We start from the raw sequence: 18,881 nt of genomic DNA, 5'->3' as shown, positions 1-18,881 counted from the left end.
TCACCGTCGGCGGTTCGCGTCCCGGTTCACCACCCGCAGGACGAGCCACTGGTCGAACCACGCCCCGGCGGTGGTCACGACGAGCATCACCAGCCCGATCACCAGGTGCGTGTAGCTGTGCAGCGGCGCGGCTTCGCCGGTCAGCTTCGCGAGCCCGAACTGCAGCAGCAGCCGCAGCGTGAACAGCACGGCGACGAGCGCGAGCGCCTGCTTGCTGCGCCACACCGCACGCAGGTACCGCCGCCGGCGGGCCAGCAGGGTGAACCACAGCGTCAGGTGCACCGCCACGAGCACCAGCGGCAGCAGCGCGACCCAGCTGTACCGGTCGCTGAACTGCAGGCTCAGGTCGTTGCTCGCCACCAGCAGCCCGACGAGCACGAAGTACCAGCCCGGCAAGCCCTCGATCAGCCCTTCGACGGGCCGCGTCCCGGTGGCGCCGGCCTCCCGCATCGGAACCTCTTCGCATCGATCGTCCATCGTCCCGAGTCTTCCGCGGAACCACCGTGCCGCGATCGGCCGCCGGTACGAGATGCGCGCCGCCGTCTCGTACCCGGGTAGGAGTTTCGCCCCGTGTGTGGGGCGCGCGGCCGCGCGGTGCGGCACCATCGGCGGATGACCTTCGCCGGCCACCCGCGGATCCCGTGGACCGGCCGCCGTGGCCCGCTCGTGGCCGAGGCGGTCGTCCTCGGGGCACTGGTCGTGCTCGACACGGTCGTCGCGGCCCGGGCCGGTCCGGGCCAGGGGCAGCTCGCCACCGTCGCCATCGAGTTCGCGCCGGGCCTCGGGCCGGTGGTGGCGCTGCTGGCCGTGCTGCGCCGCCGGTTCCCCGGCCACATCGCCGGCCTGGCCGCCGCCGTGTCCGGGTTGTCGCTGCTGGGCACGGCCGTCACCGCCGCGCTCGCCACGGCGGGCGCCCGGCTGCCGCCGCAGCCCGGTTCGGCCGAAGCCCTCGCGCTGGCGCTGATGGTCGGTGCGTGCTGCCACCGGCTGTCCCCGAAGGCGGCCACCGCACAGGCGGTCCTCGGTGGCTGTGCCGCGACCCTCGCCCCGATCCTGCGCTACGGCGCCGAAACGACGTCCGCGCTCTACGCCGCGGGCGCCGCGGTGGCCTGGGGCGGCGCGCTGGCCGGCGGCCTGGTCCTGCGCGACGCCGACGTCCGCCACCGCGTGGAGGTGCTCGAACTCCGCACCGCCGAGCGGCTGCGGCTGGCGCGGGAGCTGCACGACCTCGTCGCCCACCAGATCAGCGGCATCGTCGTGCGCGTCCAGGCCGCGCACCGCGTCGCCGAGCGGGCCGGCGGCGACACCGCGACCTTCGCCGAGCTGGAAACCGCGGGCGCGACGGCCCTGTCCGCGATGCGCCGGCTGGTCGGGGCGCTGCGGACCGGCGACGAAGACCTCTTCGTCCCGCCCGCCGACCTCGCCACCGCCGTGGACCGCGCGGTCCCCGACGACGACCGCATCCACCTGGAGGTCGGCCCCGGCCTCGCCGACCTGGCGGTCGCGCCGGAAGTCGTCACCACCGCGCACCGGCTGCTCACCGAGTCGCTCACCAACGTCCGCCGGCACGCGCCCGAAGCCGCCGAGGTGCGGGTGCTCGTCCGCCACGAGCCGCCCGGCGAGCTGCTGGTCGAAGTGGTCAACGACGGCGCCGGCCGGCCCGCCCGCCGGGGTGGCTACGGCCTGCTGGGGATGGCGGAGCGGGTGGCCGCGGTGGGCGGTACCGTGCAGGCGGGTCCGGCGGCGGGCCGGCGCTGGCGCGTCGTCGCGCGGCTGCCGCTGCGGCCGGGCTGAGCCGAGGGGAGACCGGGTGCCGACGCGAGTGCTGATCGCCGACGACCAGGCACTGGTCCGCGCGGGGTTCCGGCTGATCCTCGACGGCGAACCGGACATCGAGGTCGTCGGCGAAGCCGCGGACGGCGATCAGGCGGTGCGCCTGGCCCGGCAGCTGCGCCCGGACGTGACGCTGATGGACATCCGGATGCCCGGTGTGGACGGGCTGCGGGCGACGGAACTGCTGGCGGGCCCGGACGTCCCGGAGCCCCTGCGCGTGGTGATGGTGACGACGTTCGGGCTGGACGAGAACGTGCACGCGGCGCTGCGGGCCGGTGCCTGCGGGTTCCTGCTCAAGGACGCCGGGCCGAACCTGCTCGTCGAGGCCGTGCACGCGGCCGCCCACGGCGAGGCGCTGGTCTCCCCCGCGATCACCACGCGGCTGCTGGCGCACTACGCGCGCCGCGCTCCCCGGCGCGTCACCCCGCCGGAAAGCCCGCTCACCCCGCGCGAACTCGACGTCGTGAAGGCCGTGGCGCGCGGCGAGACGAACGACGAGATCTGCCGGTCACTCGTGGTGTCGATGCCCACGGTCAAGACCCACATCGGCGCGGCCAAGCGCAAGCTGGGCGTCCGCAACCGCACCGAAATCGCCATCTGGGCCTGGGAAAGCGGCCTGGTGCGCTGACCGGGGGACGCGCACGACGACCGTGCGCGCCACGACGTCGCCGAACCGCTGCCGCCGCCGGGTCGCCAGCATCACCACGATCCCGGCCAGGCCCCACGCGAAGCCGTCGACCACCATCAGCAGCTCGCGGACGAAGAACGCGCCGAGCGACGGGTGCGTGCCCTCGAGCGTCACGATCCGCAGGTGCAACCACCGCATCGCCGGCGTCTGGCCGCCGTGCCGGTAGGGCCACCACGCGAGGACGAACCACAGGCCCACCAGGTCCAGCGCCAGCATCGTGTAGAGGACGACCTCCAGGAACGTCAGCAGGCCCGGGCCGTGCGGGTGGAACAGCCAGACCACCGCGATCGCGAGCAGCAGCATCGGCCCGAAGACGAGCAGTTCGTCCAGCAGGAACTGCACGAGGCGGCGCCCGACGACGCCCAGCCCCGGGCGGGAACCGGTCATGACCCCATGATCTCCGCCGCGGCCGCCGGGCGCACGCCGGGCGCGTCTCATACCCGGGGCCGAGGCGGCCGCGGCGAGTTCGTCCTCCGGGCTGATCACCGGCGACCGCCACCCGGGCCAGGCTCGGGCGCACCCCCACCACCGACGGAAGGATCCCGGTGCGTCTCTCCCGGACAGGACTGGCGGCCGCGACGGCCGCCCTCTTCGCGGCCTCCGTGCCCGCCGCGGCCGCCGACCCGCTCACCCCGTACACCACCCAGCAGCTGAGCTGGGGCGACTGCCCGTTCAAGCCGGCCGAGGACGAGAAACCCGCGCAGTGCGCCCGGGTCACGGTCCCGCGGGACTGGGCCGACCCGGCCGCCGGCCCGCAGCTCGAGGTGTCGATCAGCCGGGTCGCCGCGACCGGCGAGCGGCGCGGGGCCATCCTGGTCAACCCCGGCGGTCCCGGCGGCCAGGGCACCCCGCTCGCGGGCGCGCTCGCCGGCCTGCAGCCGACGGTGAACGAGCTCTACGACGTCGTCGGCATGGACCCTCGCGGCACCGGCCACGCGGGCACCGACGACAACGGCTTCCAGTGCCAGGTGCCGGTCGGCCGGCTGCCGGCGGGACCGCTCGACGCCCGCGACCGCTCCGCGGCGAGCATCGCGGCCCACCGGCAGGTCCCCCGGGCCGTCGCCGAGGCGTGCCAGAGCGACGCGCTCGCGCCGTTCATCACGACCTGGCAGACCGCGCACGACATGGACCTGATCCGCACCCTGCTCGGGGACGAGAAGCTCAACTACCTCGGCTACTCCTACGGAACGTGGCTCGGCGCCAAGTACGCGTCGCTGTTCCCGGAGCACACCGGCAAGACCGTGCTCGACTCCAGCGTCGACTTCGAAGGCAGGCTGCAGGCCGACTTCGAAGCGTTCCCCGGCATCGACCAGCGGCAGTTCGACGACGTCTACCTGCCGTGGCTCGCGCGGAACTTCTCCGCGCAGCTGGGCGGAACGGCCGCCGAAGTCAAGGCGAAGTGGGAGGCCGTGCGCGCGTACTACGGCACGCACGGCCTCGCCCCCGACACCTACGACGGCGTCTTCGTCGGCAACGGCAGCCACGTACGGTGGCTGCTCGGCGCGCTGATCTTCCTCCTGGGCGCGCAGGCGCTCGACGGGACGCCGCCCGCGGCCCCGGCGGCGCTGTCCGGTGACCTGGACGCGGTGTCCCGCACGACGTTCGGCGTCCCGGCGGCCGAGCTGACCACCGGCCGCGTGGTGGCCTCGGAGCTCGCCCCGGACTACACGCAGCGGCCCGGCACCCGCTTCGCCGTGGCGTGCGGCGACCAGCCCACCCGCTCGGCGGCCTGGTACAAGCGGCTCAGCGATCGGCAGGGCCCGCGGTACCCGCTGTTCGGCTGGGCGTACGGCCTGGGCGAAACGTGCGGCTTCTGGTCCGACAAGCCGCGCCACGAACTCCCGGACGTGCCCTCCGAAGCGGCGGCGAACATCCTGGTCGTGCAGGGCGAGTTCGACCCGCAGACCGGCTACGAGCAGGCGACGGCGGGAGCCCGCGCGGCCGGCGTGCCCCTGGTGTCGGTGGACGACTCGCCGTTCCACGGGCAGTACGCCTTGGCGGGCAACCCGTGCGTGGACGGTCTCGTGAACGTGTTCCTCGTCAAGAACTCCCGGCCGCGCACGACGACCTGCCCGGGCGTGCCCCTCCCGGGCGAGGACCGGGTGTACCCGGTCGCCGGTCCGGTGCGCGGCGCGGCGATGTCCGTCCAAGCGGGACAGTCCGGTGCCGCGGCGGCGTTGCGCACGCGGGTGCAGGACGAGATCAGCGCGGTGAACCGGCAGCGGTGAAGGGGGTCGTCGTGGTCGGCCCCGGCTGCCCGGCCGGGCCCGGCCGCGCGCTAGCATCCCGGCGGCGACCGCGCCGACCGGGAGGCGAAGATGGCGGACGAACGCGGTGTCGAAGCCGTCGAGCAGTGGTTCCGGCGGCGGGGGCTGCCCGCGGTGGTGCGGGGGCGGCCCGCTCACCTGCTCGTCCGCATCGCGCCGGCCGTCGTGTTCATCGCGGGCTGGCGGGTGCTGACCGCCGTGCTGTCCGCAGTGGACGGTGAAACGGACGCGGACTTCGACCGGCTGATGGACAGCGACCTCTTCGCACTGGGCTACAGCGGACTGCTGCTGAGCCTGGTCGTCGTCCCCGGCCTGAGCTCATGGCTCACCGCGCGGTGGGTGCGGCGCAAGCTGGTCGAGCGCGGCGGGACCGGGCCCGCGGCGGTCATGGCGGCCGCGTTCGTGGTCGTCGTGCCGGTCGTCGACCTGGTCGTCGACGGCGACTCGCCGGTGCTCGGCCTGCTCATGCAGGTGGCGATCCTGACCGGGCTGTTCGCGGCCGCGTTCGCCGGGGTCGGCTCGATCGTCGGCTGGGCGCTGCGGGCCGCGTACCGCCAGGCCCGGCTGCTCGGCGAGCTGACCAGCCGGGCGCTGCCGCTCCTGCTGCTGTTCACCGTTTTCGGGTTCTTCACGACCGAAATCTGGCAGGTCGGCGCCGCCCTGCCGCGGCCGCGGATGTGGCTGGTCGCCGGGCTCCTGGCCGTGGTCGCCGTGGTCTTCCTGCTCGCGATGCTCAAGGACGAAGTCACCTTGCTGACCCAGTCGCGCACCGCCCCGGTCGGCCTCGACAAGCTGGGCGAAACCCCGCTGGCGGCCTTCCTGGCGGACGACGTCCCCGCCGAACGGCTGCCGCTCACCAAGCTGGAACGGGCGAACATGGTCCTCGTCCTGGTCCTGACCCAGGTGCTGCAGACGTTCGTCCTCGCCACGCTGGTGTTCGTCTTCTTCGTGGTGTTCGGGATCGTCGCGGTGCAGCACGCGGTGATCAAGGCGTGGATCGGCCGCGACCCCACCAGCGGCACGCTGTTCGGCATCCAGCTGCCGGTACCGCAGGAGCTGCTGCAGGTTTCCCTGTTCATCGCCGCGTTCTCCGGGCTGTACTTCGCCGCGTCGACGGTGACCGACGCCAATTACCGCAGCGCTTTCTTCGACCCGCTCGCCGACCACCTGGCGGTGAGCCTGGTGGCCAGGGACCTCTACCTCGGCCGGCTCCTCGAGGTTGCCCCGCACGCCGCGGACGACTGAGGCAACCCGGCTGTTCCCGAGCCCTACCGGGATTTGAGGATCTCCGTGGGCAGCCCGAGGTTCTCGACGATCCGTTCCACCGCGGCGCCGACGGGCACGAAGTCCTCGCCCAGCGGATCCAGCACCAGGCGGCGGACCGTCGCCAGGTGCGCGGGTGCGGAGGCCGCCAGATGGGCGCGGCCGGCCTCGGTCAACGTCGCGGTCGTGAACCGGCGGCCCTGGCCGGTGCAGACCTCGCGCGTCACCCAGCCCCGGTCCTCCAGGCGCGCCACCGCGTGCGAAATCCGCGGCAGTGACCCGTTGGCCATCTCCGCGATCTGGCTCATCCGCAGGCTTTCCCCCGGCACCATCGAGAGCCGCGCCAGGATCATGTAGCCCAGCAGCGTCAGGTCGGCGTCCCGCAGCAGCTGGCTCTCCAGCGCGCCCGGCAGCGAGAGCAGGACCTTCACCAGGTTGATCCACGCTCGCTGCTCGTCTTCACCGAGCCCGGGGAACAGTTCCTTGCCACGCACGCCTTGACTTTAACACGCAACCCAATCTAACGTTTGGGTTGCGTGTTAAACCCAAGGAGGAGCGATGCTCACCACCGCCAACCCGACCGCCACCACCGCCGTCCGCCTCGGCTTCGCCCTGCTGGCGGCCGCCGCGGCCAACACCGTCATCGCCCTCGGGGCGGTGGCGCTCGACGACGGCGGGATCGGCATGGGCCTGTCGCCCGCGTCCTACCTGCCGGCCACCGCCATCGGGCTGCTGCTGGGCACCGTCGGCTGGTTCGCGATCGCCCGCAGGGCGCCGAAAGCGCTGCGCGTGGTCGTCCCCGCGGTCCTCGTCCTGACCTGGGTGCCGGACCTGATGCTGTTCAACATCGGCGCCACCGCCGCCAACGTCTTCGGGCTGATGCTCATGCACCTGGTCGTCACCACGGCGGCGGTCACCGCGCTCCGCCCGACCCTGGTCCCGGCCCCGGCCACCGGTGGCGTCCAGCCGGTCGGGACGGCCGACTAGCTCGCCGAGAGGACGGTGCGGGAGCCGAGCCGGCCCTTCTCCGGTTCCCGCGTGAGCTGACCGGCCGCCACCGCGGCGGTCAGCGCGCCGACGGCGTCCTCGGCCCGGTAGATCGTCTCGAGCAGCGTGAACCGCTGCAGCTCGGCGACGGTGCGGGAGCCCCGCCGGTCCAGTTCCTCCAGCAGCGCCCGCCGCAACGGCAGCAGCTGCGGGGTGAGCGAGATGTCGACCAGCGCGCCTTCGGCGTCTCGCGGGTCGCGGTACCGGATGCCCGCGAACTCGTCCGCCGCCCACAGCTCGGTCTTGAACGTCGCGAGGTGCCGGCTGTCCGCCGTCGCGAACACCAGCGCCCGCGCGGTTCCGTCGTCGGCCACGAGGTCCACGGCCACCACGCACCCGAGGCCCGCCGCCTGGAGCCGTTCCCGGTGATCGGTGCCCGGCGCGGCCGAGAGCAGGACCTCGTGCGCCTTGCCCCGCACCAGTGACGGCGGCCCGGCATCGGACAGGTGCGCCAGCATCGGCCCGGGCACCCGGACGTCCCCGAGGTCGGCGACGGTCCGGACGGCCAGCCCCGCCGGAGCACCACCCGGCGGGACGGGCCGTCCGACGAGAACCGCCTCCAAGTGGTGGTCGCCGAGCCGATCGGCGAACTCGCCGAAGACCCGGAAGGCGTCGGCGGCGAAGTCCCCGCACTCGACGTAGGTACCCCCGCGCGGCGACCGCAGCACGGTCGCCGTCCACGCGTCGAGGTACCGCACCAGCACGTCACGCTCGACGGAAACGTGCGGGTCGGGACGCCGGACGCGCTCGGCCACGCTTCCGGTTGTACCGCACTCCCCCACCGGTCACCAGCAGGACCACCCGGTCGCGGCGACAGCCGGTCCCACTCACTCGCGAGTGGCGAGATGGCCCGTGCCGGTTCCGATGGACGCCCGGCACGCTAGGAGAGGCCGAGTGAGCGGGAGAGCTGAGCGGTCCACCAGCGCAGCTGCGGGCCGCTGTCCGTGGCCGCCCGGCCGGTGATGCCGGCGCTGCGGCGGAACGCCGGACCGTAGCGGGACTCGGTGACGAGGGCCTGGTGGAGAGCGGCCACGGCCAGCCTGGTGTCCTCGACGTCCGCCGCGTCGGCTCGCAGCGCGTGCAGCGCCTCGACCACCGGGGCGAGCATCCCCGAGCCCCGGTCCCGCCACCCGGCGGCGTGCAGCGCCACGGCGAGTTCGCCGTAGCCGCCGCGGTAGAACGCGGCCAGGGCCTCGACGAGCTGACCGAGGTCGGCGCCGCGGTCGAGCCAGGACGCCAGCACCTCCGCCACCCCGGCGCGGATCTTCCGGCCACCGTGCCGCAGCAGCGCTTCCAGGAGGTGGTCGCGGCTGCCGAAGTGGTGGCTGACCCCGGCGTCGGTCATGCCGACCCGCGTGGCGACGGCCCGGACCTGGACGGCGGCGACGCCACCCTCGGCCAGGACGCGCTCGGCGGCGTCCAGGATCAGGCGCCGAGCCTCGTCGGCAGAACGACGCACTCGCGGCAATGTCACTCCGCCACCATACCTTGACGCATCAAGGTATGCTTCACCTTGACCAGTCAAGGTGAAGAGGTGCTGTCCCATGACCGAGCGACGCCTCGCGCGTCCGGACGCGGTCCTTCGAGGACAGGAGGCCGGCGCCGGACCGACCGTGCTGCTGCTGCACGCCGGCGGTGAGCGGCGCCGGGTCTGGACACCCGTCATCGACGTCCTCGTCGAAGCCGGGTTCCGGTGCGTGGCCTTCGATCAACGCGGGCACGGGGACAGTGACGGCTCGCCGCGGACGCTCGCCCTCTGCGCGGACGACGTCGCCGCCATGCTCTACGCCGAACCGCCGGGGTGCGTGGTCGTCGGCGCCTCGCTGGGCGGGCTCGCCGCTATCGCCGCCCTCGGCGATCCGGCCGTCCGGGCCCGGGTGGCGGGTCTCGTGCTGGTGGACGTCGTGCCCGGCCTGGATCCCGGCCGGGTCCGCCGCTTCCTCGCCGCGGGCGGCCTGCTCGACACCAACGCCGGGCTCGTCGAGGACATCCTGGCCCGGGTTCCCCGGCTCGAGGAGGTCACCGCCCGGCTCGACCGGCCGGTCTTGCTGGTCCGCGGCGGCGACGGGTCGCCCGTCACCGACGACGACGTCGACCGGTTGCTGCGGCGGGCTCCGCACACCGCGGTGACCCACATCCGCGGAGCCGGGCACCTGATCGCCCGGGACCGGCCGGTGCCGTTGGCCGAAACCATCGCCGCCGTCACCGCCGAGTGGCCCGCGCTCGCGCTCCTGCGCGATCTCGGCGCGGAGCAGGCCGGCCACCCCGGCGGCACCCTCCTCGACCACCTCCGGCGCGTCCGCGATCAGGTGGCCGACGGGGGTGGGAGCCGGCGCGCCCGCCTGGCCGCCCTCTGCCACGCGGCTTATGGCACCGACGGCTTCCCGCACCCGCTGCTGCCGCCGGATCAGCGAGCCCGCCTGCGCGCGGCCATCGGCGACGCCGCCGAGTCGCTCGTCCACCGCTACGGCGTGTGCGACCGGAGCAGGACCTACGCCCACCTCGGCACGACACCGCTCCCGCTCACGGACCGCTTCACCGGCGAGACCGTTCCCCTGGCCGCCGACGACCTCACCGACTTCGCGCTCCTGACCATCGCCAACGAACTCGACGTCGCCCGCACCGCCCGGCTCACCCCTGAAGCCCGCAGGGGCATCCGTACCCTCATCGCCGCGCTGAGCGTCTATGTCCCCGACTTCGGCAGCCGAGCCCTCGCCGACCCGTGCCTGCGCTGACCGAGCCGGTCCACCTGCGGTGTTCACCAAGGATTCGGCGGTTCTCCAGGGGTTTTCGCCCGACGCCGAACGGAAATGCGTTGGCGACGGCCCCATGATCGGGAACAATCGCCGAAATGGACATGCCCGCCCTGCTGGCCCGGATCGATCCGCTGGCCGCGCCGGCCCGGCGGCGGGTCTTCGCCGATACCGCACGCGCGCTCGCCGGTTCCGCGGAGCTGACCGCTCTGCTCGCGGAGCTGGACGCCGTCCCCGGGCTTCCGCGCGCCTGGGCCGCGACGATGGCCGTCATCGCGGGCGACGACACGCACCTGCGCCACTGCCTCGTCGCGGCTGACGCCCGCGTCGCCGGCCTGGCCATGAGCCACTGCGCCCGCCGCGGCCTGCACTTCGACGTCCTCATCGCGGCGCTGCCGACCGCACCGGCCGCCTGGCGGCACACGCTCTACCGCGCGGTGCGCGCCACCGGCGCCACCGAGTGGGCCGAAGCCCTGCTGCCCCCGGTCCGCGCCCGCTTCGGCGACCACGAAGCCGCCGCCGTACTGGCGGCTTGCGAAGCCGATACCGTGACGGCCCTGGTGCCGGAACTGGACTTCGCCGTGCCCAACCTCGCCGCGCTGGCCCGCCGGCACCCCGCCGTCGTGCTCGCTTACCTGCGCCGCCGGCTGACCGACGCCGCCGGTACCGGCCGCACCGCCGTGTGGGCCCGGTTCGGTCCCGCGCTGGAGCACCTGGTCGAGCACGACCCCGGCCAGGTCGTCGACCTGCTCGCGCGCTCGGGGCCGCCGACCGGGCTGCCGGCCGGCGCGGACAACTGGCTGGCCACGGCGGTCGCGGCCGATCCGGACCGGGTCGTCGCCATCCTCGCCGATTCCGCCCGGCGCATCCGGTTCCGGCCGGGCCGGAGCATCGAACGCGCTCTGCGGCGGGCCTCGGACGAATCCTTGACCTCGCTCGCGCGCACCCTCCTCGCCGACGTGCCCCGGTTGACGGCGCTGGTGCGCGGGCTCCCGCCCGCACGGCGCGCGACCGTCCTCAGTGGAGCGCTGGGCGAACGGAATCTCCGGCAGGCCGGGCTGCCGGCCGCGCTGCTCGACGTCCTGCCGTGGCGGTCGCGGCACGAGCACGCCCGCCGGCTGCTCGCCACCCGCCCCGTGGCCGACGACCCCGCGCTGCGGCGGGAGGCGACCGCCCGGTTGCCGTGGGCCGAAGCCGAGCCCCACCTGCGCGCCGAGACGACCCGGCCGAACGCCGTGGAGCGCGCCACCGGCTACTCGCTGCTGATCGGCGCGGCGGCCGCGACCCGGGACCCCGGTGTCGTCGCCCGGGTGCTGACGTCGCTGACCCGGCTGACCAACGAGCAGGAGCCGGTCCGCCACGCCACACTCGCGGCCATCGCGGCGATCCCCGGCTGGCTGCTGCGCTCGGCCGATCCGTCCACAATGGTCAAGTTCGCCACCGACGCCGTCCAGGCCAGGGACGCGTCGTGGCGCGTTCGCCAGGCGGTCGGCACCGTGGCCGTCACCCTCGTCCGGCAGGGCACCCGCACGTCGCGGCCCGAGCTGGCCGAGAGCGGGCTGCGGATCCTGGAGCTGTCCGGTTCTCACGCGCGCCCCCTCGCCCAGCACCGGCTCGACCAGGACCTGCCCCGCGGCGCCGAGCACGCCGTGTGGTCCGCTCTGCGGCCGCGCATCGAGGCCGACACCCGCGCCGGCCGCTACGACCTGGTGCTGCTCCTGGCCTCGGGCCTGCGCCGGCGTGCGTGGGCGATGCCCGACCTCCAGGCCGTCGTGGGGGAAGCGACCGGCGCCGCCGCCGACAGCACGGTGCAGTGGGCCCTCGAGCTGTGGCTCGCCCCGCCCGCGACCCGGGACGAACGCGTCGAGACGGTGCTGCGCCGCGATCCGTCCACGATCACGGTGACCACCGTGGCGAACGCGATCAGCACGCGCCGGACCGACCTGCTCGACCGCGTGCTGGACCGGCCGCCGCACGGCCGGTTCGTCGCCCGTGGTGTCCGGCTGGTCCCGGTGTTCGGCGGGTCGTTGCGGCACTGGCTGCCGCGTCAGGTCGCCCGGTACGCCGAGCTGCTGGCCGACCTCGCCACCGCGCCCGGCAAGCCGGTCTGGGAGCGGGTGACGGCGGTGCGGCGCCTGGCGAGCCTGCCCGGCGCCGCCGTCGACGACGTGCGGCCGTTCCTCCAGGACGACGAGGTCGCCGTGGTCGAGGCCGCGCTGGCCGGCCTGGCCTGGACCGACCGGCCCGGTGACGCGCTGGGCACCTTGCTCGGCTACGCCGACACCGAGCGCGCCCGGGTCGCGGTGTACGCGGCCGGCCGGGCGGCCCGCGCCATCCCGCCGGACGAGCTGATGGCCGCCCTCCGTCCCGTGCTGGCGGGCAAGAAGCTTACGGCGCGCAAGGAGGCGATCCGGCTGCTGACCGAGCACCGCGTGCCGGACGCGGCCGGCGAGCTGGCCGCCCGGTGGGCGGACCCGGACCTGCACCGCGACCTCCGCCGCGCGATGGTGTCGGCCGCGCGCCGGCTGCTCGACGACGAACGCGCGTGGCAGTGGCTCACCGACGCGACCACGATGACCGCGGTGGCCACGGCGGTGACCGAGACTCCCCCGGCGACCATCTCCGAGCAGTACCGAGCGCGCTACGGCGCGCTGGTGCGGACCGTGGCGACCGGCGCCGACCCGGACACCGCGCAGATCGGCTTGGCCGCCTGGCCGGCGTGGAGTGCCTGGGACCGCGCGGGGTCCGCCGCGCTGGTGGCCCGGATCGGCGACCTGACCAGCACCGCGACGTGGCCATCGGCGGTCGAGGCGGTGTTGGCGGCGTGCACGATCACCGGCGACCCGGCGCCGTTGCACGCGATGGTCACCACGCTCATCGAGCAGGACGACGTCGTCATCGAAGGGCGTGACCAGCCGGCGCGCCAGCGGTTGCGCTCCATCGTCACCCGGTTCGCGCCCCGCGTGGACGGCACCGGCGAGACGATGCGCGACGCGGCGGAGCGGCTTTCGGCAACGCTGGCGGAAAGCGCGGAGTACCGAACGGACGCGCTGACGCTGGCGATCGCCGCCCTCCCCCGCCGTGGCGACCTGCTCCCGGCTGTCCGCCGGATCGCCGCGCTCGCCGACCGCCCGGCGCCGGCGTGGCAGGCGGCGGACCGGCTGGCGACCTGGCTGGCCGGCCACGACCCGGCGCGGCCCGAGCTGCTGGGCACTGCTCAGGCGTTGGGTTCGGGCGCGGCGGAAGCGTTACTGGCGGCCGGTATCGCGAGTCAGGCCGGTCCCCGGGCCGGCTGGCCGAGCCCGTGGCGCGAGCTGGTGACGGCCTTGCGCGGCCACTCCGACGCCGACGTCCGGGATCGAGCGTCGCGTATCTCGCTTGCTCCGGAATGAAGGGGCGCCTTCGACACGGACCACGACCCCGAGTGGGCCGTTCGGGCGATGGCCGGTGAGGGAACGGTTTGATCCCGGGAACGGCGCAATACTGTGCCGGTGACGGGCAGTTCTGGCCGTAAGAGCACGTCGGCCGAGGCGCTCCTCGGCGCGCTGCGGAGCCGGTTGCGCCGCTTCAACGCGGGCCACGTCGATGACGTCATGGCCCCGGAGGCGGCCGGTGAAGCGCGTGAGTTGGTCCGCTCGCTGAGCATGACGTGGAAGCCGGCGGAGGTGTTCGAAGTCGCGGGCTGGTTGCTGTGGTCCCGCTGCATGGTGGCACCCGACGGACCGGATCCGGAGGAATTGACCTTGGCGACGAGGCTGCTCGTGCACTACCGCCATTCCGGCGGCCGGGTACCCGCGGCGATCGAGCAGCTTTATGCCGATTCCGGCGGAGACCTGGACACGGCGTTGGAGCGGTTGCCGCGCTATGACTACGAACGCGGCCTCGCGCTGTTCACGTGCTTCGAGCGCACGGGCAACCAGCGGTATCTCGTCGACGCCACCCGGTCGATGCGCGCCGCGCGGGACGATTTTCCGCCCTCGGGAGCTGACCGCTGCGAGCGTCTGTTCAACCTGGGCACCGTCTCCTGGCACGTCCACCGGGAGACGGGCGATCTCGACGCGGCCGCCGACGCCGTGGCCGCACTGCGGGAAGCGGCGCAGGCCGACAAGGGGGCGATCGACACGCCTCGGGTCCTGGCCGTGCTCGCGTCGGCGCTGGCGTCGCTGCACCGGGCCGCCGGTGATCCCGCCGTGGCTGCGGAAGCCATTGCTGCGGGCCAGGAAGCCGTGGCGCGGACACCGCCCGACCATCCGGCGTATGCGCAGCGGGCTTCCGACACGGCCGAGTTGTGCTTCCAAGAGTGGCGGCGGACCCGGGCGGACCCGGGCCTGCTGGGGAAAGCCGTCGAGTTGTACCGCTCGGCGCTGCGGACCCTCGCCGACGACGTCCCGGCCGTGAGGCGCGGCGACTTGGCGTTCCGGTTCGCCTACGCGCTGCGGGCCGGCCTCCCCACAGCCGGTGGCACGCTCGAACCCGCCCACCTGCGCGAGGCCGCGGACGCCTACCGCACCGCGGCCGATTTGCTGCCACCTGACGATCCGCGGCTCCCGCTCAGCCTGGCCAACCTGGCGAAGACCCTCGTCGACCTGCACCGGCTGAACCGTTCGCCCGAGGACGCCGCTGCCGCCGTGAACGCGGCCCGCGCCGCCGTCGCCGCCACTCCGCCGGACGATCCGCGGCTCGCCGAGCGGCAGGCGGCGCTGTCCCTGGCGCTGCAGGCCCTGAGCGGGCATCAGGAGTCGCACGGCGCGTTGGACGAGGCCATCGAGCTGCAGCGCACCGCGGCCCGGAACACAGCCGACCCGGTCCTGCGCGCCAAGATGCACTACCACCTCGGCTCGGACCTCGCGCAGCGGTACGCCCGGACCCATGATCCGGCCGGCCTCGAAGAGGCGATCGCGATGCGCCACCTGGGTTTGGCCGAGGCCCCCGGCGACGACCGCGGGGAACGTGCCGTCCACGTCGCCGGGCTCGGCATGCTGCTGCAGCTGCACTACGAGCTCACCGGTTCCGCGCAGTCCGCCGACGAGAGCCTGGGGCTCCTGCGCGAGGCGGTGGCGACAGCACCGCCCGACCACCCCGAGCGGGCGATGCTCCTGAGCGAGCTGGCTGCCGCGATGAGCTCCCGTCTTCGCCGAGACGGAGCGCCCGGATCCTTGGACGAGGCCATTGCGCTGCGCCGCGAAGCGCTCCACCACACGGCGGCCGACGACCCGCGCCGCGGACCACGGCTGGCCCTGCTGGCCGACCTTTTCCTGCGACGGTACGACGACCGGGCGGCACACGAGGACCTCGACGCGGCGATCGCGACGGTGCAGCACGCTCTCGGCCATCGCGGCGGCGCCGGCCGGGATGATCCCGTGGTCCTGGAGGCGCTGGCGCGCGTCGGGCTCCGCCACTACCAACGCACGGGCAGCACCGATTCCTTGCGCGATGCCGTCGACTCCGGACGACGCCTGGCCGGCATGGACACCGCCGCTCCGGGCGATCGTGTCCGAGGCGCGATCGCGTGGGCGGCGGCCGCCTGGGAGGCCGGAAGGCCGGCGGAAGCGGCCGAAGCCGGCGCGTTCGCGGTCGAGACGCTGGCCGCGGCGGGGCGTCACGAACTCACCGAGCTCGACCGGATGCGGCTGCTGGCCCGATATCCCGCTGCCGCGTCGGACGCGGCGGCCTATGCGCTCCGCAATGCGGACCCGGAAGGCGCACTCCGCCTGCTCGAACAGGGCCGCGGCATCCTGCTGGGCGAGGCCCTGGAAAACGGTGGTGCGCTGGCGGATCACGACGAGGTCCGCGAGCTGCAGCGCTGTCATCCCGGGGTCTGGCAGCGGTTCTTGGCGTGGAACCTCGAGCAATGGGTCCACCGCTTCGCCGCGCGGATGGACCCCGCCGAACCCCATGTCGTCGTTCCGTACGAGATGCGGCACGCGGTGGCACAGGCGGGCGGTGACGTCCTCGGCGAGATCCGGACGCTCCCCGGGTTCCACGATTTCCTCCGGCCGCCTCCCGTGCGGCGGCTGCTGCAAGCCGCGCGGCGGGGCCCGGTGGTCGTGGTGAACGTGAGTGCGGTCGGCTCGGACGCGCTCCTGCTCACGGCGGACCAGCTCAGTACTGTGCCGTTGCCCGGCCTGACGCCGGAATCCGTGGCGGCCCACGTGGTCGCGCTGCAGGAGGCGATCGACACCGCCCACCGTGGAGGGCGGCCGAGCGAGGCCGTGCACGGCGTCCTCTCCTGGCTGTGGGACCACGTGACCGGACCGGTGCTCGACGCGCTGGGTCCGGCGGCCGCGGGGCGGCCGCGCCTGTGGTGGTGCCCCACCGGGCTCCTGGCCTTCCTTCCGCTGCACGCGGCGGGACACCACCGGCGCGGCACCGGCGACACCGTGCCGGACCGGGTGGTCTCGTCCTACACGCCGTTGGTGCGGTCACTGCTGCGGCGCGGCGGCCCGGGGCGTCCCGTCCCCGAGGAACTGCTGGTGGTCACGATGCCGAGGACGCCAGGCCACCCGGACCTGCCCGCGGCGGTCCAGGAAGAGCAGCTGCTGCGCACCTTGTTCCCGAAGACACGCGGTCTCTCGGGCGAGGCGGCGACCAAGACGGCCGTGCTGACCGCGCTGAAGTCGGCACCCTGGGTCCACCTGGCGTGCCACGCACAAGCCGCGGGCGACGGCTCGCCGCTGCGCGCCCACCTGGTGCTGCACGACGGGGAGCTGGCCCTGCGCGACGTCTCCGACCTGCGGCTCCACGGCGCGGAGCTGGCCTTCCTGGCGGCCTGTGACACGGCACGCGGCAGCAAGCCGCTCGCGGACGAGTCACTGCACGTGGCGGCCGCCTTCCAGCTCGCCGGATACCGGCACGTCGTCGCCACGCTGTGGCCGACCACGGACCGCGCTGCCGCCGCGCTCACCGTGCGGACGTACGACATCCTGCGCACGCAGGGCGATGGACCGGCGCACGCCGTGCGCGAGGCCACGCTCTGGGCCCGGCAGAGAAGGCCCGAGGAGCCCTGGCTGTGGGCGGCACATTGCCACTTCGGCCCGTAGGCAGCATCTCAGCCGTCAGCCAAGACCTTTGCCAGACACACCCCTAGTCCGCCTCGGCCGGCGCCTCGGCCGGCGGATCGGGGAGGCCGACGCCGCCGGGGCCGGAGGGCGGTGTGGCCGGTTCCTCCGCCGCGTCGACGGGGTGATAGCCGCGCAGGCCGCCGCCCTCGGCCGTGGCCAGCAGGTTCTCCGCGAGCGTTTCAGCGTTCTCGTTCGTCGTGAACTTGTTCTCGTTCAAGGATCTCGAGCACCTCCACCTCGGCGCCGCTGATGTAGACCCCGCCGGTTGCGGGCATCTTCTCCAGGAAAGTGCCGTCCGCCGTCAAGCGATATTGGGACTCCAGGAACAGGTCGGCGGTTTGCGGGTATGCGGCGGCGAAGGAATTCCGCCCGTACCAACCCCCTACCCAGGCCCCGGATTTCGTCCGCACCCGCACGAAACAACTGCTGCGCCGCCGGAACAACGCGTCCCAAGCCGTGGGCACCGGGTCGTAGACCGGCCGGCCCCGGCGCCGCACCAGCGCCGCTTCGGCCCAGGCCAGTCCCGTCGGGACGGCCACCACCAGCAGCAGCGCGATCAGCCCCGCCGTGCGGGGATGGTGGGCCACGCCGGAAAGGGGGCCCGGGCCGTTGCCGACGGCCATTTCGACCAGCCAGGGACCGGCGACGAGGGCGTAGCACACGTCGAGGAGCGCACTGACGGCCATCACCCGCAGCAGCCGGTTGCCCGGCTCCCGCTCCGCGGCCAGCGGGCCCTTCAGCCGGTCGCGGACCGCCTGGTAGAAGACACCGGGAAGCACCAGGATCACCAGGATGGCGACCTGCTGCATCGTGGACGGAATCGCGGTGACCACCTCCCAGTTGCTCCACCACTCGCCCGCGACCTTACTCATGCCCGGCGGACGCGGGTGCCGTTCCCGGCGGACGCGGCACCACCGGCCCGCTAGGTCCGGTTTGCGGCCCGCTTGACGGTCTTGATCACCGGCGCGGTCTCGATGTGGCTGATCGCCGGCAGTGCGGCGACCCGGGTGGTCAAGTAGCGGTACAGCTCTCGCTGGTTCGCGCACACCACGCTGGCGTAGAGGTTCGTCGGCCCGGTCGTGGCGGCGGCGAACGCGATCTCCGGGTGCCCGGCCAGCGCCGTACCGGCCTCTTCCAGGTACGCCGGGGCGACCGACAGCCAGAGCAGGGTTCGCGGGCCGACACCGAACAGGCGTCCGTCGACGTCGATGTCCAGGTACAGCACGCCGCGTTCGCGCAGTTCGGTCATCCGGCGCCGGACCGTCGTCGGCGACCAGCCGGTCACCGCGGCCAGCTGCTCGAGCTCGGCCCGGCCGTCGGTGGCGAGCGCGGCGAGGAGCTTGCGGTCCCCGTCGTCGAGCCGCATCGGTTCCGGCCGGTGCGGCACCGGCGGCGGGCGCAGCCGCTCGATCGCCTCCTCGTCCAGCGACCCGAGCTTGGCGACCAGGTTGTCCGGGCCGCCGTAGAACGCGTGCAGCACGGAATGTGCGGTCACGCCCTCCACGCGCGGCGTGCGGGGCAGCTTGGCCAGCAGCAACGCCTCGCTGTCCGCCTCGCTCTCGGTGCGGACCGTGCAGGCGATCTCGGTGCCTCCGGAGGTGATGCTCACCCACGACGTGTCGGGGCGCCGGGCCAGCGCCTCGGCGACCGGGAGCGAGGCGGCGGGCGCGCAGCGCACCCGCAGGAACCACAGCACCGCGCCCAGTGCGGTCGGGTCGACCCCGCCGAGGACCCGCACCGCCCCCGCCGACCGCAACTTCGCGTACCGGCGGGCGATGGTGCGATCCGACACGCCGAGCACCTCGGCGATCGTGCTGAAGGGGGCGCGGCCGTTGATCTGCAAGGCGTGCACGAGCCGACGATCCACCTCGTCGTAGCCGGATTCCACCGTACCGAGCGTAGTTCGCGTCGGATACCGGCGCAAACCAGCTCGTTTCTGGCTTGCCTGCGCCCTCCGGCGGAGCGTTGC

16 protein-coding genes are annotated in these 18,881 nt (G+C 74.1%); 8 read left to right on the top strand and 8 right to left on the bottom strand.

Annotated features, from left to right (window positions below; all coding sequences use genetic code 11):
- Window positions 1-477 (bottom strand): hypothetical protein, encoded by a 477-nt coding sequence (locus ISP_RS15425; RefSeq protein WP_013224799.1) that lies wholly within the window; start codon window positions 475-477, stop codon window positions 1-3.
- Between the two features lie 135 nt (window positions 478-612).
- Between ISP_RS15425 and ISP_RS15420 the strand changes: the two genes are divergently transcribed.
- Together ISP_RS15420 and ISP_RS15415 are read left to right on the top strand one after the other, a co-directional pair.
- The gene (locus ISP_RS15420) at window positions 613-1,794 is read left to right on the top strand and encodes a sensor histidine kinase (RefSeq protein WP_013224798.1); all 1,182 of its coding nucleotides are present in this window, start codon (window positions 613-615) and stop codon (window positions 1,792-1,794) included.
- Window positions 1,795-1,810: 16 nt separating this feature from the next.
- Complete coding sequence (locus ISP_RS15415; protein ID WP_165476094.1) at window positions 1,811-2,461, top strand: response regulator; 651 nt, start codon at window positions 1,811-1,813, stop codon at window positions 2,459-2,461.
- On the opposite strand, the gene ISP_RS15410 is transcribed toward ISP_RS15415, so the two are convergent.
- Window positions 2,342-2,908 (bottom strand): RDD family protein, encoded by a 567-nt coding sequence (locus tag ISP_RS15410; RefSeq protein ID WP_071831614.1) that lies wholly within the window; start codon window positions 2,906-2,908, stop codon window positions 2,342-2,344. The genes ISP_RS15415 and ISP_RS15410 overlap by 120 nt on opposite strands.
- Window positions 2,909-3,066: 158 nt before the next feature.
- On the opposite strand from ISP_RS15410, the gene ISP_RS15405 reads away from it, so the two are divergent.
- Window positions 3,067-4,749, top strand: coding sequence for an alpha/beta fold hydrolase (locus ISP_RS15405; RefSeq protein WP_013224796.1), 1,683 nt, complete (start codon window positions 3,067-3,069; stop codon window positions 4,747-4,749).
- A 90-nt stretch (window positions 4,750-4,839) separates the two neighbouring features.
- Window positions 4,840-6,033 carry a hypothetical protein gene (locus tag ISP_RS15400; RefSeq protein ID WP_013224795.1) on the top strand — a complete coding sequence of 398 codons (1,194 nt, stop codon included), beginning with the start codon at window positions 4,840-4,842 and terminating at the stop codon, window positions 6,031-6,033.
- A 23-nt stretch (window positions 6,034-6,056) separates the two neighbouring features.
- Here ISP_RS15400 and ISP_RS15395 read toward each other — a convergent pair whose 3' ends face one another.
- Complete coding sequence (locus ISP_RS15395; protein WP_013224794.1) at window positions 6,057-6,545, bottom strand: MarR family winged helix-turn-helix transcriptional regulator; 489 nt, start codon at window positions 6,543-6,545, stop codon at window positions 6,057-6,059.
- A gap of 64 nt (window positions 6,546-6,609) precedes the next feature.
- On the opposite strand from ISP_RS15395, the gene ISP_RS15390 reads away from it, so the two are divergent.
- Entirely contained in the window at window positions 6,610-7,038 is a 429-nt protein-coding gene (locus ISP_RS15390) for a hypothetical protein (protein WP_013224793.1), read from the top strand.
- Here ISP_RS15390 and ISP_RS15385 read toward each other — a convergent pair.
- Both ISP_RS15385 and ISP_RS15380 read right to left on the bottom strand, forming a co-directional pair.
- Entirely contained in the window at window positions 7,035-7,853 is an 819-nt protein-coding gene (locus ISP_RS15385) for a hypothetical protein (RefSeq protein ID WP_013224792.1), read from the bottom strand. The two genes, ISP_RS15390 and ISP_RS15385, sit on opposite strands and share 4 nt — an antisense overlap.
- A 125-nt stretch (window positions 7,854-7,978) precedes the next feature.
- Window positions 7,979-8,557 (bottom strand): TetR/AcrR family transcriptional regulator, encoded by a 579-nt coding sequence (locus ISP_RS15380; protein WP_013224791.1) that lies wholly within the window; start codon window positions 8,555-8,557, stop codon window positions 7,979-7,981.
- Window positions 8,558-8,642: 85 nt separating this feature from the next.
- Between ISP_RS15380 and ISP_RS15375 the strand changes: the two genes are divergently transcribed.
- The 3 genes from ISP_RS15375 to ISP_RS15365 all read left to right on the top strand — a co-directional run bounded on the left by ISP_RS15375 (window position 8,643) and on the right by ISP_RS15365 (window position 16,891).
- Window positions 8,643-9,833: an alpha/beta fold hydrolase gene (locus ISP_RS15375; protein WP_013224790.1), complete on the top strand. Its 1,191-nt coding sequence runs from the start codon at window positions 8,643-8,645 to the stop codon at window positions 9,831-9,833.
- Window positions 9,834-9,949: 116 nt separating this feature from the next.
- A complete protein-coding gene (locus ISP_RS15370; RefSeq protein WP_013224789.1) occupies window positions 9,950-13,243 on the top strand; it encodes a ubiquitin family protein in 3,294 nt (1,097 codons plus the stop codon).
- Between the two features lie 99 nt (window positions 13,244-13,342).
- Window positions 13,343-16,891 (top strand): CHAT domain-containing protein, encoded by a 3,549-nt coding sequence (locus tag ISP_RS15365; protein WP_230468790.1) that lies wholly within the window; start codon window positions 13,343-13,345, stop codon window positions 16,889-16,891.
- Between the two features lie 43 nt (window positions 16,892-16,934).
- On the opposite strand, the gene ISP_RS15360 is transcribed toward ISP_RS15365, so the two are convergent.
- From ISP_RS15360 to ISP_RS15350, 3 genes are read right to left on the bottom strand one after another with little or no spacing between them, the layout of a single operon-like run.
- A complete protein-coding gene (locus tag ISP_RS15360) occupies window positions 16,935-17,129 on the bottom strand; it encodes a hypothetical protein (RefSeq protein ID WP_013224787.1) in 195 nt (64 codons plus the stop codon).
- The gene (locus ISP_RS15355) at window positions 17,092-17,784 is read right to left on the bottom strand and encodes a DUF6338 family protein (RefSeq protein ID WP_013224786.1); all 693 of its coding nucleotides are present in this window, start codon (window positions 17,782-17,784) and stop codon (window positions 17,092-17,094) included. The genes ISP_RS15360 and ISP_RS15355 overlap by 38 nt, the downstream gene beginning before the upstream one ends.
- A gap of 50 nt (window positions 17,785-17,834) precedes the next feature.
- Entirely contained in the window at window positions 17,835-18,800 is a 966-nt protein-coding gene (locus ISP_RS15350; RefSeq protein ID WP_013224785.1) for an Lrp/AsnC family transcriptional regulator, read from the bottom strand.
- Between the last annotated feature and the right edge of the window lie 81 nt (window positions 18,801-18,881).

Source organism: Amycolatopsis mediterranei (assembly GCF_026017845.1).
In the GTDB taxonomy this organism is placed as follows: domain Bacteria; phylum Actinomycetota; class Actinomycetes; order Mycobacteriales; family Pseudonocardiaceae; genus Amycolatopsis; species Amycolatopsis mediterranei.
This window is presented reverse-complemented; position numbering and strand designations above follow the sequence as displayed.